This is a genomic window from Streptococcus sp. HMSC066F01 (genome assembly GCF_001837335.1).
Classification (GTDB): Bacteria; Bacillota; Bacilli; order Lactobacillales; family Streptococcaceae; genus Streptococcus; species Streptococcus oralis_S.
Genome location: NZ_KV832118.1, coordinates 150171 through 164249, shown reverse-complemented (window position 1 = coordinate 164249; position 14079 = coordinate 150171). Strand labels below are relative to the sequence as shown.

Here is a 14079-nt window from a genome sequence, read left to right as displayed (position 1 = left end):
CTGTTTCTTCTTTGTAACCAAAAGCATAAGTCAATCCGAAACCAAGAGCAGTTGTTACTAGGACCATAAAGATATACTGGAGAAGTTGACCATTGATGTAGAGAAGTGTTCCAGGAATGATCGTAATACCAAAGCTAGTACCTGCCAAACCTAGAATGTTTGCTAACCAACCACCAGCAGCACCGGCGATAAGCCCCATGATAAATGGTTTACCATAGCGAAGATTGATACCAAAAATAGCTGGTTCAGTGATACCAAGTCCAGCAGAAAGTGCAGCTGGGAAGGCAAGAGCTTTAATTTTTGGATTCTTTGTTTTCACACCAACAGCAAGAGTTGCTCCAAGTTGAGCAGTCATAGCTGCTGTAATAATAGCATTAAGAGGATCTGAACCTGTAGAAGTAACTAGGTTAGACTCCAATAGATTGAAGATATGGTGAACACCCGTAACGACGATAACCTGATGAACACCACCAAGGATTAATCCACCTAGACCCATTGGGAGACTGAGCAACCAAACAGTAGCAACTTTGACGTAGCTTTCAACTTCATGGAATACAGGTCCAATGACAAACAAGGCCAAAATAGACATTACTAAGAAAGTCAAGAATGGTACAAGGAGTAAGTCTAATACATCTGGAATACGCTTACGGAGCCACTTTTCAAGTTTCGCACCGGTCAATCCGACGAAGAAAGCAGGTAAAACTGAGTTCTGATATCCGACAACTTTGATAAAGCCAAAGAAGATAATTGGTTGAGCATCACCTGAAGCAACAGCCCAAGCATTTGGCAAGGATGAGTTAACCATCATCAATCCTAAGACTAAACCAAGCAAAGGATTTCCACCGAATACACGAAAGGCTGACCAACAGATCAAGGCTGGGAAGAAGGCGAAGGCTGTATCTGTCAATACAACTGAATAAGTATAGAAGTTTGTTGCTTTAAAGGCTTCTGCAGTTGTTCCAAACAAAGCCAAAACTTGATCTTGAACAATAGCCCCACGAATTCCCATAAACAAACCAGTCGCAACGATTGCTGGCAAAAGTGGTACAAAAACGTCACCGAAAGTACGGATAGCACGTTGGAACCAGTTTCCTTGTTTAGCAGCTTCTGCTTTCATGTCTTCTTTAGAAGATGTTGGCAAACCGAGTGCAACCACTTCGTCGTACATCTTGTTTACTGTACCAGTACCAAAGATGATTTGGTATTGGCCTGAGTTAAAGAAAGCTCCTTGAACTTTATCCAAGTTCTCAATCACTTCCTTATTGATTTTCCCTTCATCTTTGACCATGACACGTAGACGAGTCGCACAGTGGGCTACACTGTTGACATTTTCACGTCCGCCAAGGGCTTCGATGACCTTTTTTGCAATATCCTGATTGTTCATTTGCAAAAATCTCCTTATAAAATTTTGTTCTTGTTTGAAAGCGATTTTATTCGCCCTACGACTATTATTTTATCATGTTTCTAAAATATGTCAAGCGTTTTGCAGAAATTTTTATTCCCTTTCTTTTTTCTCTGATTATTTTTGCTCGTTTTTGAGGGAAATTCTCTTTTTCCTCAAAAAAATATCTTTATACTTGAGGAATCAAGGCTTTTATTTACATTTTCTTTCATTTTTTCGTGAAAATTTGCCAGATTTCCTTCACTTGATTTCTGGCAATCGTTTGACATATTTTTCTTTTTTTTAACATAAAAGACTTGCTTTTTTTGCCGAAAACGTTTACTATTAATAATAGAATAGAACTTTTGGAGGAAAGATAAAATGGAATGGACAACCGAGCGCCGTTATAGACGCTATGAAGACTGGTCTAATGATGAAATCAAACAAATCAAGGAAACGATGGCACAATCTCCTTGGCATACTCGTTACCATGTCGAGCCTAAAATGGGACTTCTCAATGATCCAAATGGCTTTTCTTATTTTGATGGCAAATGGATTCTCTTTTACCAAAACTTCCCCTTTGGTGCAGCCCATGGATTGAAGTCTTGGGTGCAGCTTGAAAGTGATGATTTAGTTCACTTTACAGAAACTGGAGTCAAAGTTTTGCCAGATACTCCATTGGATAGTCACGGTGCCTACTCTGGTTCTGCCATGCAGTTTGGCGATCAGTTGTTCCTATTCTATACTGGAAATGTCCGCGATGAAAACTGGATCCGTCACCCCTACCAGATTGGTGCTTTGATGGATAAGGATGGCAAGATTACAAAGATTGACAAGATCTTGATTGACCAGCCAGCAGACTCTACTGACCACTTCCGCGACCCACAAATTTTTAACTTTAAAGGGCAATATTATGCTATCGTCGGTGGACAGAACTTGGAGAAAAAAGGCTTCGTCCGTCTCTACAAGGCTGTGGACAATGATTACACAAACTGGCAAGCGGTTGGTGATCTTGACTTTGCTAACGACCGCACTGCCTACATGATGGAATGTCCAAATCTAGTCTTTGTAGGGGAGCAACCTGTCCTTCTCTACTGCCCACAAGGACTGGATAAGAGTGTTCTAGACTATGATAATATTTATCCAAACATGTACAAAATCGGGGCTTCCTTTGATCCTGAAAATGCCGAAATGGTAGATGTGTCTCCATTGCAAAATCTAGACTATGGTTTTGAAGCCTATGCAACTCAAGCCTTTAACGCTCCAGACGGACGTGCATTGTCTGTCAGCTGGCTTGGGCTACCAGATGTAGCCTACCCATCTGATCGTTTTGACCATCAAGGAACCTTCTCATTGGTCAAAGAACTCACTATCAAAGATGGCAAACTCTACCAATACCCTGTCGCAGCCACCAAAGAACTCCGTTCTTCTGAAGAGGTCTTCTCAAATCGTACTCAAACCAATAACACCTATGAACTCGAGCTCAACTTGGAGGCCAATAGCCAAAGCGAGATTGTCTTGCTCGCTGACAAAGAAGGCAAGGGGCTTTCAATCAACTTTGACCTTGTCAATGGACAGGTGACAGTGGATCGTAGTCAGGCTGGTGAACAGTACGCCCAAGAATTTGGTACGACTCGTTCTTGCCCTATCGATAACCAAGCTACTACTGCCACTATCTTCATCGACAAGTCGGTCTTTGAAATTTTCATCAATAAAGGAGAAAAAGTATTTTCTGGTCGTGTCTTCCCACATGCGGATCAAAACGGTATCCTCATCAAGTCTGGAAACCCAACTGGAACTTACTATGAATTAGATTATGGTCGCAAAACTAACTGATGTCGCAAAACTTGCAGGCGTCAGCCCCACTACCGTCTCACGGGTCATCAATAAAAAGGGGTATCTATCTGAGAAAACCATTCAAAAGGTTAATGAAGCCATGCGAGAATTGGGCTACAAACCCAACAATCTGGCTCGAAGCCTCCAAGGAAAATCTGCCAAGTTGATTGGACTCATTTTCCCAAACATCAGTCATGTCTTTTATGCGGAGTTGATTGACAAGTTGGAACACCAACTCTTCAAGAATGGCTACAAGACCATCATCTGTAACAGCGAACATGACTCTGAAAAAGAACGAGAGTACATTGAAATGCTGGAGGCCAACCAGGTAGACGGTATCATTTCTGGAAGTCACAACTTGGGAATCGAAGACTACAATCGTGTGACGGCACCGATTATTTCCTTTGACCGAAACTTGTCTCCAGACATCCCTGTCGTCTCCTCTGATAACTACGGTGGCGGAGTCCTCGCAGCTCAAACCTTGGTCAAGACAGGCGCCCAGTCTATCATCATGATTACAGGAAATGACAACTCGAACTCACCGACTGGACTGCGCCACGCTGGTTTTGCCTCTGTTCTCCCAAAAGCGCCTATTATCAATGTTTCGAGCGACTTTTCTCCCGTCAGAAAAGAAATGGAAATCAAGAATATCTTGACCCATCAGAAACCAGATGCGATTTTTGCTTCGGATGATTTAACAGCTATTCTGGTGATCAAAATCGCTCAGGAGCTAGGTATCTCTGTTCCTGATGAGCTCAAGGTCATCGGCTATGATGGGACTTACTTTATCGAGAACTACTATCCTCACCTGACAACGATTAAGCAACCTATGAAAGAGATTGCCCACCTCACTGTCGATCTCCTCTTGCAGAAGATTGAAGGCAAGGAAGTCGCGACAACTGGTTACTTCTTACCAGTCACACTATTACCAGGAAAAAGTATTTAAGTACAAAAAACTCAGACGAATTCGTCTGAGTTTTTTTATGATCTTAAGTTTTCGAGATAGCGCTTGGCTGTCTCTAAGTTAAAGGTTTTATCTGCGATGAGTCGCTCAACCAGGGGAGCAACCTCGGACTCACTAGCACCAGCTAGGAGAGCTAGCGATTTGGCCTGTAATTTCATGTGGCCTTGCTGGATGCCCGTACTGACCAAGGCTTTGAGGGCCGCAAAGTTTTGGGCAAGACCGATGGACACGATAATCTGAGCTAATTCCTTGGCTGAAGGATTTCCTAGTAGTTCATGACTAAGGGCTACACGTGGGTTGAGACCGATAGAGCCACCCTTGGTCGCTACCGGCATGGGTAGGGTCATCTCACCGACCAATTCTTCTCTTTCCATATCCAGTATCCATTGACTGAGACCTTGATAGCGTCCGTCTCGACTGGCAAAGGCATGGGCCCCAGCTTCGATAGCACGCCAGTCATTACCCGTGGCGATTAAAATGGCATCGATACCGTTAAAAATCCCTTTATTATGAGTAGCCGCTCTGTAAGGATCAGCCTGCGCAAACTGGCTAGCCAAGGCTATTTTCTCCGCAATTTCTCGTCCTTGGTCCCTTTGGGGACTCAAGTAGCGAAAGGCGATACGACAACTTGCTGTCACCAGAGAATCAGTCGCGTAGTTGGACAAAATTCCCATAAGACTCTGTCCTTGACTGAGTTCTTCTAAGACTGGCTTCAAGGCTTCCAGCATGGTGTTGAGCATATTGGCTCCCATGGCTTCCTGAGTATCAACATGGAGATAAACAACGAGAAAGTCTGTTTCACTTTTGATCTGCTCTACATGCAAATCACGCGCCCCGCCTCCACGTTTGACGATAGAAGGATAGGCTTGATTGGCAAGTTCCAAGAGTTCGGCTTTCTTGCTGGAAATCTTCTCTTGCGCTTGTTCAGGATCAGCAACTTGATAAAGGGCTACCTGCCCAATCATCTGGCGCTCATGTACTTGAGCAGTAAAGCCACCAGACCGCTTGATGATTTTGCTGGCATAGCTAGCCGCAGCAACCACAGACGGTTCTTCTGTCACATAGGGAACTGTGTAGTCCTGATCGTTCACCAAAATCTCTGGAATGATGGAATAAGGCAGAGAAAAAGTTCCTACCACATTTTCACTCAGCTGGTCTGCAACTGCCAAACTGACCTGTTCATCCTGCTCCAGACTGGTTTGCTTTTCAGGACTAAGGAGCGCCTGAGCTTTCAGCAACTCCAGGCGCTCATGGTATGTTTTTTTAGAAAATCCATTCCAACTTAACTTCATTATTTTTCAACCTTGCTATAACGGCGTTGGTGGTCGACAATTTCAACCAAGGCATAGTCTTGATATTCATAGCCTGCAAATTGGGCTGAACCAGATTCATCCAACTGCACCTCTTCGAAGAAGACTTTTTCATAGTCTGCAACGGATAGGGCTGTACGTTGCTTGAGTTTGCTCAAGCGCTCCTTATCAAGGTAAGCCTCATAGCCTTCGACCAATTCACCACTAAAGAACTCTGAAACCGCTCCACTTCCATAACTGTAGAGGGCAATTTTATCTCCAGCCTTCAAAGTCTCTGCATTTTCCAAAAGGGAGAGAAGTCCGAGGAAGAGGGAACCCGTGTAGATATTTCCAATCATCTGACTGTAAAGGATGGACTTATCAAAGTTCTCTTGCAAACTATTCTGTTTTTCTTTAGACAAAGTTTTGTCCATCATCTTGCGCAAGCCTTTTAGGGCCAACTTAGGATAAGGCAAGTGGAAGCAGATAGCCGCAAAGTCATCCATAGTCCAATCATAGCGTTTCTTGTATTCATCCCAAGTCGTTGTCAGGCAATCAAGATACTGTTGGGTCGAGTACATGCCGTTTACATAAGGAGTGCTTGAGTAGTTCGGACGCCAGAAATCCATGATGTCTCGCGTTTGAGCAACGTTATCATTGTTAAAGGCCATGATGCGCGGATTTTGAGTGATTAGCATCGCCACACTTCCAGCACCCTGGGTTGGCTCACCTGGAGTTCCCACACCATACTTGGCAATATCACTGGCAATGACCAAAACCTTAGACTCTGGAGAATTTTCCACATGCAATTTAGCATAATGAAGGGCAGCTGTCGCTCCATAGCATGCTTCTTTAATTTCAAAGCTACGAGCGAAAGGCTGAATACCTAACAAGCCATGAACAAAGACTGCCGCTGCCTTACTCTGGTCAATCCCTGACTCGGTTGCCACGATGACCATATCGATTTCTTCTTTTTCTTTATCTGTGAGGATAGAGTTGCTGGCACTAGCAGCCAAGGTAACAATGTCCTCAGTCAGTGGTGCAATACTAATTTCATTTAACAAGAGTCCCTTGCTAAATTTTTCGGGGTCAACTCCCCTCGCTTCTGCTAAGTCTTGTAATTTCAAGACATATTGACTGGTCGCAAAACCAATCTTATCAATACCGATTGTCATATTTACCTCTGTTTTTTCATTCATTGTAAAAAATCGTTTCATTCTATTTTATCACAAATAGGGACAAAAGAGAGAAAAAAGACTTGATTCAACAAATCAAGTCTTTGCTTTGACTGCATTAGGAAGAGATTCCTCGTTGTTTGCGGATGTAGTAATAAAGCTTTAGAATTACTGTTCCACTTGCCATTCCAATAGAAATAACGAGGGCTAACATAACCACCAAAGTCGCGCTGGCAATAGCATGGCTGTAATCTCCTGTCACAAAGAAAGCTGTCGTTCGATAGGATAAATAACCCGGCACCAAGGGGGCAAGAATGGCCAAGACAAAGACCACCGCTGGTGTCTTATAGACAATACTTAAAATCTGACTGATGCAAGAGCCAATTACTGCTGCGATAAAGGTCGCAAGAATAACATTGGTTGGTTCTTTGAGCACGAGATAGAGGAGCCAAACGCCCATTCCCAAAACACCACCAGGTAGGAGCATGGAGCGTTGAACATTCAGTACGATTAGAAAGGTGATAATGGCGAGTAAACTCGCCACTGCTTGCAGCAAAATACTTGTTAGAGTCATCTTATGTCATCAAAACCAGGGCGACAGAGGTGCCAGCCCCTAAAGCGAGGGTAATGAGCAAAGATTCAAACATCTTGCTCATACCAGAGTTGATATGGTTGGTCATGATATCCCGTACCGCATTTGTCAGAGCAATCCCTGGAACAAAGGGCATAACCGCTCCTGCTATAATCAGGTCTGCCGTCGAAGGAAATCCTGTATAGCGGGCCCAGAACTGGGCGATCAATCCGAAAACAAAGGCACCCGCAAAGGCCGTTACAAAAGGAATGCGGACAAACCTCTCTACGTAGAGAGAGAAGGCAAATCCAAATAAAGTCGCAATAGCCGCACCAAAAGCGTCATAAACATTGCCCCCAAACATAATCGAGAAGAAAGGGGCACTGAGGGTCGCTGCTACGGTCACTTGGAACTTGGTATAAGGAAGGGCTTGATTGCCGATTTCTTTCAGCTTTTTAAAGGCTGTCGAAAGATCAATCTGCCCTCCAACAAGCTCCCGTGATACTTGGTTGACATCACAGACTTTTTCAATGTTATAAGAGGATGAGGTTACCCGTTTCATCCGAGAAATATTGGTGTTTTCGATAGAAAAGAAAATAGCAGCGGGCATGGCAAGAACATTGCAATCCATTATTCCCTGCGAATGGGCAATACGGATCATAGTATCCTCAACCCGATGAATCTCTGAGCCACTTTTCAGGAGAATGGTTCCTGCTAGCATAATCACATCAATGACGGCATTCAACTCTCTCGATTCGTCCATTTTCTCCTCCTTTTTTCTACTCCCTATATTTTATCACAAAATCTTGTGAAAAAAAATCTTTGTCATGAAATCATGACAAAGATTCGTTTAATCTCGAGAACTTTCGTGGTTTCTTTCACCGTTTGGTTGATTCGTTGGAGGATTGTTGCCTTGTTGGTTACCTTGTTGATTTCCTTGCTGGTTCCCCTGGGTTGGACTTGTAGGAGAACCCTGGTTCCCACGTTGGGCAGGATTAGAGGATGAAGTTGATGGTGGTGTTTTTGGTTTGTAGATGGAAAGTTTGATACGCGTACTTGCAAGATCAACCAGTTCTCCTGCTCTTGGCGTTTGACTTACAACAGTTCCTTCTGCCGTTCCTTCAGGAGCATTCGATACTTCTACAACCTCAATATTTGCTTCCTTCACACCGACAATCTGAGTCAAGTTATTCTTTGTAAACTCGAGACTTGAACCGATGTAGTTCGGCATGCTGACACTAGTCACCTTCTTAGCCACTGTTAAGGTAATCGTAGTGGCTTTTGAAAGATCATAGGTCGAACCCGAAGCAGGGGTCTGTCTGAGGACGGTGCCAGGTTCGCTTTCGCTGGATTCTTCCTCTTCCATCTTGATTAGATTTTCAGGAACCTTCTTCTCCTTGAGTTCGGCTACAACATCCGTATACTTACGTCCGACGTAATTGCTCAATTGGAAGGATTGCTTCCCAGAAGAAACAATCAAATTGACCTTGGTTCCTTCTTTTCGGCCGCTACCAGCTTCTGGATCCGTTCGAATAACACGTCCTTCTGCTACGGTATCGCTGGCTTCTGACTTTTCTTCACCGGCTTCAAACTTGGATTTTTTAAGAGCTTCCTTAGCCTCTGCAACGGTTTGTCCGGCTACGTCAGGAATGGGAATCGTTGCTGGTGTTCTTGACAAAATCCAGACCAAAGAGGCTACAACCAATAGGAGACTAGCCAAAAGAATCATATAGCGAGCCTTAAACTTCCGTTTCTTGGCTGGCTTTGGAGCTGGAGCCGGCTCTGCCACTGGTTGAGTTGCTTTCTTTGGCTGAGGACGTTCTTCCTGCGCAGGCGCTTTAGGAATAGACGTCAGTGTACTTTGTGGAACTTTAGGTAAAGTCTTAGTGTCTGCCTTACTCGCATCGTCAAAGACCAGCTTCGGTTCATTGCGACGATTATAAGACAAGCTAGTTGACAAGTCCACATACATTTCCGAAACAGACTGATAACGATCTGACAGCTTCTTAGCAGTCGCCTTGATGACAACATTTTCCAAAGCCTGAGGGACAGATGGGTTTTCAGCTATGACGGACGGAAGTGGCTTCTGGAAATGCTGGAGGGCAATCGTAACTGCACTATCCCCATCGTAAGGAATATGACCAGTCAGCATTTCATAGAAGATAATCCCCATTGCATAGATATCACTCTGGAAGGTCGCTTTAGAACCACGCGCTTGCTCAGGTGACAAATAATGAACAGAGCCTAACATTGAGTTTGTCTGGGTCAGACTGGTCTCTGCAAAGGCTACGGCAATCCCAAAGTCCGTGACCTTAGCTGTGCCGTCAGGTGTCAAGAGGATATTTTGAGGTTTCAAATCCCGGTGAACGATTCCTCGAGTATGGGCTAAGCGCATGGCCAAGAGGATTTGCCCCATAATCCGAACTGCTTCTTCATTTGAAAGAGGATAGTGTTCTTTAATATAGCGCTTGAGGTCAAGGCCTGCAACGTATTCCATAGCTAGGTACTGTTGACCGTCTTCCTCACCAATATCTGTTATCCGAACGATATGAGGATGGTCCAGATCCGCCATGGCCCTCGCTTCACGCTGGAAACGTGCCACAGCAATCGGGTCCGTCTGGTAGTTGGTCCTCAGGACCTTCACTGCCACTTCTTCCCCGTCTAGGATCAAATCCTTGGCCAAGTAAACATCTGCCATGCCTCCTCGACCAATCTGCTTGACAATCCGATACCGCCCGGCAAAAATCTTGCCGATTTGGATCATTCTACTGCCTCCTCGTTCATGTAAACAAGGGCAACCGTAATGTTGTCTAAACCTCCTGCATTGTTAGCGAAGCGAATGAGGGTTGCCGCCTTGTCTGCTAGGGAAATATCGCTAGTTACGATATCATAAATCTCACTTGCCGAAATCATATTGGTCAAACCATCACTATTGAGCAATAGATAATCTCCTGACTCCAGTGTAATCATCCCAAAATCTGGCTGGATTTCATCTTTTTGTCCGATAGACTGGGTAATGATATTCTTTTGAGGGTGAGTTTCTGCTTCTTCTGGAGTCAATTGACCAGCCTTGAGCAATTCATTAACCAAAGAATGGTCACTCGTCAACTGGTGGTATTCTTCTCCACGAATCAAACCGATACGAGAATCACCAATGTGAGCATAGATGGCTTGGTTGTCAATAAACGCAACAGCTTCTAGCGTTGTTCCCATGCCTCTGTAGGCTTCGTCCTGACCTAGTTGATGAATTTTTTGATTTTCAATCTCCAGGTAGTGGGCAAACCACTCACGAACTTCATTGACTGAGTCAATTTGGGTATCCACCCAAGCCACACCAAGGTCTGTTACCGCCATCTCACTAGCGATATTTCCTGCACGGTGTCCTCCCATCCCGTCAGCCAAGATGATCATAGTGCGTCCTGCTCGGTTGACAAAGTGATTGACATAGTCCTGATTATTTGTCCGTTTCTGACCAACATCTGTTAATAATGCTATTTCCATTGTGTCAGTTCCTTCCTATTCTGATATCTTGCGAAATTGGCTGATAAAGAATCCATCACTTCCATACAATTCAGGAGTGATCAGGATGCAGCCATCTTTCAGGATATCTTTACATTCGTGTTCTAGTTTAACCTGCTCGAACTCGGGATGACTTTCTAAAAACGCCTCAACGACTTGAAAGTTCTCCTCAGAGACAATAGTACAGGTACTATAAGTTATTATACCACCTTTTCGTAGCGTTTGACAAACACTACCTAATATTTCCAGCTGAATTTCCTGTAAGGACGTGAAATCTGCTGTTTCTTTATTGTATTTGATGTCTGGTTTGCGGCGTAAAAGTCCAATCCCAGAACAGGGAGCATCTACCAAAATCTTATCAAAAGAGTCCCGACCGAAAAACTCATGTACCTTTCTGGCATCCAATTTTTGCGTTTGCACTCGTTCTGCCACACCTAAACGCTCCGCATTTTCTTGGATCAAGTCCAACTTATGGTCATACAAGTCCAGAGCAGTTACCTGACCTGTAGCGAGATAAGAAGCCATATGGGCTGTTTTCCCACCCGGAGCTGCACATGCATCCAGGACCTGCTCATCGCCTTGTAAATCAAGAGTCGGAGCAACCAGTTGACTGGACTCGTCTTGGATGGTTATAGCCCCTTCTGCGAACAAATCATGTCCTGCAAAGTGGCCTTGCTCCTTGACCAGACCAGTGGCAGCCAAAGGGGAATCGGTCGCATCTAACACAGCTTTGATTTCCTCTTTTCGGCTCAAATCAGCTACACGGATACTGGCTTTGTTGCGCACCAAGAGACTTTTAAAGATGGCTTGGGCTCGCTCTTCCCCGTACTCTTCCTTAAGTTTAGATACTAGCCAAACTGGGAGAGAATAAGCAATGGAATCACGCTTATTTTTGCGTTTGATACCGTCAATGTCTGGCCAGCCTTCTCGCAAGATACGACGAAGGACGGCGTTGACCAATTTTTCACTGCCTTTTTTACGGGCTTTAGCTAGCTCTACCGCTTCATTGACTACAGCGTGATTAGGAATCTTATCCAAATACCGAAGTTGGTAGGCACTCAGAAGGAGCAGGATATAGAGCCAGTTATCTAGCTTATCCCGGTCTTCGATAAAGTGGGACAGGTACCATTCCAGAGTCAGTTTTCGGGCTACCGTACCGTAGACAATCTCTGTCACCAAACCCTTATCTGCTACTGAGAGTTGACTCCCCTTGAGGTGTTTGTTTAAAGCAATATTCGAATATGCTTGGTTGACTAGAACATCCTCTAGCACTGCTAGAGCTAGACTTCTAGCCGTTTCTACTTTAGTCACCAAATCGTTCTCCTACAGTCAAAGTACGACCAACTCCGTTGAGGAAGGAAGCGATGTCCATCTTAGGCTTGCCTGCTGGCTGCACTTGTTTGAGAGATAGAGCTCCTTCAGCCGTTGCGACGATCAATTCCTTTTTACCAATTGAGAGGATCTCACCTGGAGCTCCCTGACCTTTTACTGGCAGGGCTTCATAAATCTTAAAGCGGTCGCCCTTAAGGAAAGTATGAGCAACAGGCCACGGATTCATCCCACGGATTTGGTTGAAAAGTTGGCGATTGGTTTTAGTCCAATCCAGTTTCTCTTCTTCTGGCTTGATATTTGGCGAGAAAGTGACTTGACTAGGATCCTGTGGTTCAGGTTGGATTTCTCCTGTTAGGTAGCCAGGTAGCGTATCCAAAAGCAAATCACGACCAACAATCGCCAATTTTTCAAACAAGGTACCAACATTGTCCTCATCTGTGATGGGAATACTGCGACGGGAAATCATATCTCCTGCATCCATTTCTTTAACCATTTCCATAATGGTCACACCAGCTTCCTCATCTCCTTGAATCAAGGCATAATGAATGGGAGCGCCACCACGGTGTTTGGGAAGAAGGGAAGCGTGAACGTTAACCGCAAAGTCCATGCTATCAAGAAGTTTACTTGGGAGAAACTGCCCAAAAGCAGCGGTCACAATCCCATCTGCTCCTAAATTCATAATAGCTTCCAGCTCTGGGCTTCCAGATAATTTTTCTGGTTGGTAGATAGGAAGGCCTGCTTCTTTAGCAGCCTGCTTGACTGGGGTTTCTTGGACCACTTTTTTACGGCCGACAGCGCGGTCTGGCTGGGTCACAACAGCTAGAATCTCGTAACGATCATCTGATAACAAACCCTTCAAAACTGTCGCTGAAAAATCAGGTGTTCCCATAAAGATTAGTTTTGTCATTTCTTCTCCTTCTTATAAAAACTGCTGCGGTTCGTGGTCAATGCTGAGACGAAGCTCGCTATTTTCACGTTCTTGAGTCAAGGCCAAGACCTGATTGAGGGTTGGACCCAGCTCATCTTCTAAACGGTATTTAATCAAAATCTGGTAATGATAAAGGTTGTGGGTACGGGCAATGGGTTTTGGTGTCGGTCCAAGGATTTTACTAGTTTCCGATAAACCTGATCGCAAAATTCCCATAACTTCATAGGCACGTTTGACAACCTCTTCTTCTTTCTTGTGAGAGAGGGTAATCCCAATAGTGAAATAATAAGGCGGATAGCCGAGTTGGCGCCTAATACTCATTTCATAGGCATAAAAACCTTCGTAATCCTGATCTTTTGCAAAACGAATGGCATAGTGTTCTGGATTGTAAGACTGGATCAAGACCTGCCCAGCCTTTTCCGCTCGACCTGCACGACCAGCCACCTGGGTCAAGAGTTGGAAGGTTCTCTCAGAAGAACGGAAATCAGGCAGATTCAAGGCCGTATCCGCATTGAGCACTCCGACCAAGGTCACATTGGGAAAATCCAAGCCCTTAGCAATCATCTGAGTTCCCAGCAAGATATCTGCTTCACCTTGGCCAAACTGGTCAAGAAGAGCTTGGTGACTGCCTTTCTTGCGGGTCGTATCCACATCCATCCGCAGAATGCGAGCCTGAGGAAAGAGCTCTGCTAGCTCATCGTAGGCTTTCTGAGTCCCCGTCCCGTAGTAACGAATACTGCGACTCTGACAGTTGGGACAGACATGAGGAATTCCTTTGGAAAAGCCACAGTAATGGCAGTTCATAGTCTTGGTATCCATGTGGAGAGTCAGAGAAATATCACAGTTGGGACAGCTATCTACCGTTCCACACTCCCGACACATAACAAAGCTAGAATAACCCCGACGGTTGAGCATGAGGACTACCTGCTCTTTTTTATCCAAACGGTCTTGGATAGCTTCTAGCAAAGGGGGCGTAAAGTTTGATGTATCATTTTGTCCGATATAGTCCCGAAAGTCAATCACTTGAACCTCAGGAATGGTGGCTAAAGGATTGGCTCGTTGGGTCAGGCGTAAGTGTTGATAG

12 protein-coding genes are annotated in these 14079 nt (G+C 44.6%); 2 read left to right on the top strand and 10 right to left on the bottom strand.

Annotation, left to right across the window (positions count from 1 at the left end; genetic code table 11):
• A partial coding sequence (locus HMPREF2655_RS05095; RefSeq protein ID WP_070837956.1) for a sucrose-specific PTS transporter subunit IIBC occupies nt 1-1384 on the bottom strand: 1384 nt, incomplete at its 3' end.
• A gap of 378 nt (nt 1385-1762) precedes the next feature.
• Here HMPREF2655_RS05095 and HMPREF2655_RS05090 point away from each other — a divergent pair.
• Both HMPREF2655_RS05090 and HMPREF2655_RS05085 read left to right on the top strand, forming a co-directional pair.
• Complete coding sequence (locus HMPREF2655_RS05090) at nt 1763-3217, top strand: sucrose-6-phosphate hydrolase (protein ID WP_070837954.1); 1455 nt, start codon at nt 1763-1765, stop codon at nt 3215-3217.
• On the top strand, nt 3198-4163 hold the full coding sequence (locus HMPREF2655_RS05085; RefSeq protein ID WP_000225990.1) for a LacI family DNA-binding transcriptional regulator: 966 nt from the start codon (nt 3198-3200) through the stop codon (nt 4161-4163). Before HMPREF2655_RS05090 ends, HMPREF2655_RS05085 begins: the two co-directional genes overlap by 20 nt.
• A gap of 35 nt (nt 4164-4198) precedes the next feature.
• On the opposite strand, the gene HMPREF2655_RS05080 is transcribed toward HMPREF2655_RS05085, so the two are convergent.
• From HMPREF2655_RS05080 to priA, 9 genes are all read right to left on the bottom strand, one after another.
• Nucleotides 4199-5473: a hydroxymethylglutaryl-CoA reductase, degradative gene (locus tag HMPREF2655_RS05080; protein ID WP_070837952.1), complete on the bottom strand. Its 1275-nt coding sequence runs from the start codon at nt 5471-5473 to the stop codon at nt 4199-4201.
• The gene (locus tag HMPREF2655_RS05075; protein ID WP_049489581.1) at nt 5473-6645 is read right to left on the bottom strand and encodes a hydroxymethylglutaryl-CoA synthase; all 1173 of its coding nucleotides are present in this window, start codon (nt 6643-6645) and stop codon (nt 5473-5475) included. The genes HMPREF2655_RS05080 and HMPREF2655_RS05075 overlap by 1 nt, the downstream gene beginning before the upstream one ends.
• A gap of 118 nt (nt 6646-6763) precedes the next feature.
• Complete coding sequence (locus HMPREF2655_RS05070) at nt 6764-7219, bottom strand: threonine/serine exporter family protein (RefSeq protein WP_000176908.1); 456 nt, start codon at nt 7217-7219, stop codon at nt 6764-6766.
• Nucleotide 7220: 1 nt separating this feature from the next.
• Nucleotides 7221-7979, bottom strand: coding sequence for a threonine/serine exporter family protein (locus tag HMPREF2655_RS05065; RefSeq protein WP_000344543.1), 759 nt, complete (start codon nt 7977-7979; stop codon nt 7221-7223).
• An 87-nt stretch (nt 7980-8066) separates the two neighbouring features.
• The gene (pknB, locus tag HMPREF2655_RS05060; RefSeq protein WP_070837950.1) at nt 8067-9980 is read right to left on the bottom strand and encodes a Stk1 family PASTA domain-containing Ser/Thr kinase; all 1914 of its coding nucleotides are present in this window, start codon (nt 9978-9980) and stop codon (nt 8067-8069) included.
• Nucleotides 9977-10717: a Stp1/IreP family PP2C-type Ser/Thr phosphatase gene (locus HMPREF2655_RS05055; RefSeq protein ID WP_070837947.1), complete on the bottom strand. Its 741-nt coding sequence runs from the start codon at nt 10715-10717 to the stop codon at nt 9977-9979. Before HMPREF2655_RS05055 ends, pknB begins: the two co-directional genes overlap by 4 nt.
• A gap of 15 nt (nt 10718-10732) precedes the next feature.
• Nucleotides 10733-12046, bottom strand: coding sequence for a 16S rRNA (cytosine(967)-C(5))-methyltransferase RsmB (rsmB, locus tag HMPREF2655_RS05050; RefSeq protein WP_070838342.1), 1314 nt, complete (start codon nt 12044-12046; stop codon nt 10733-10735).
• A complete protein-coding gene (fmt, locus tag HMPREF2655_RS05045; RefSeq protein ID WP_000163667.1) occupies nt 12039-12974 on the bottom strand; it encodes a methionyl-tRNA formyltransferase in 936 nt (311 codons plus the stop codon). Before fmt ends, rsmB begins: the two co-directional genes overlap by 8 nt.
• Nucleotides 12975-12986: 12 nt before the next feature.
• Nucleotides 12987-14079: replication restart helicase PriA (gene priA, locus HMPREF2655_RS05040; protein WP_070837944.1), on the bottom strand; the 1093-nt coding region annotated here is incomplete at its 5' end.

What these genes read in the sequence shown, in the direction of transcription:
- HMPREF2655_RS05090 (WP_070837954.1), top strand. Translation starts at nt 1,763, where the DNA reads ATGGAATGGACAACCGAGCGCCGTTATAGACGCTATGAAGACTGGTCT.
- HMPREF2655_RS05085 (WP_000225990.1), top strand. Translation starts at nt 3,198, where the DNA reads ATGGTCGCAAAACTAACTGATGTCGCAAAACTTGCAGGCGTCAGCCCC.
- HMPREF2655_RS05080 (WP_070837952.1), bottom strand. Translation starts at nt 5,473, where the DNA reads ATGAAGTTAAGTTGGAATGGATTTTCTAAAAAAACATACCATGAGCGC.
- HMPREF2655_RS05075 (WP_049489581.1), bottom strand. Translation starts at nt 6,645, where the DNA reads ATGACAATCGGTATTGATAAGATTGGTTTTGCGACCAGTCAATATGTC.
- HMPREF2655_RS05070 (WP_000176908.1), bottom strand. Translation starts at nt 7,219, where the DNA reads ATGACTCTAACAAGTATTTTGCTGCAAGCAGTGGCGAGTTTACTCGCC.
- HMPREF2655_RS05065 (WP_000344543.1), bottom strand. Translation starts at nt 7,979, where the DNA reads ATGGACGAATCGAGAGAGTTGAATGCCGTCATTGATGTGATTATGCTA.
- pknB (WP_070837950.1), bottom strand. Translation starts at nt 9,980, where the DNA reads ATGATCCAAATCGGCAAGATTTTTGCCGGGCGGTATCGGATTGTCAAG.
- HMPREF2655_RS05055 (WP_070837947.1), bottom strand. Translation starts at nt 10,717, where the DNA reads ATGGAAATAGCATTATTAACAGATGTTGGTCAGAAACGGACAAATAAT.
- fmt (WP_000163667.1), bottom strand. Translation starts at nt 12,974, where the DNA reads ATGACAAAACTAATCTTTATGGGAACACCTGATTTTTCAGCGACAGTT.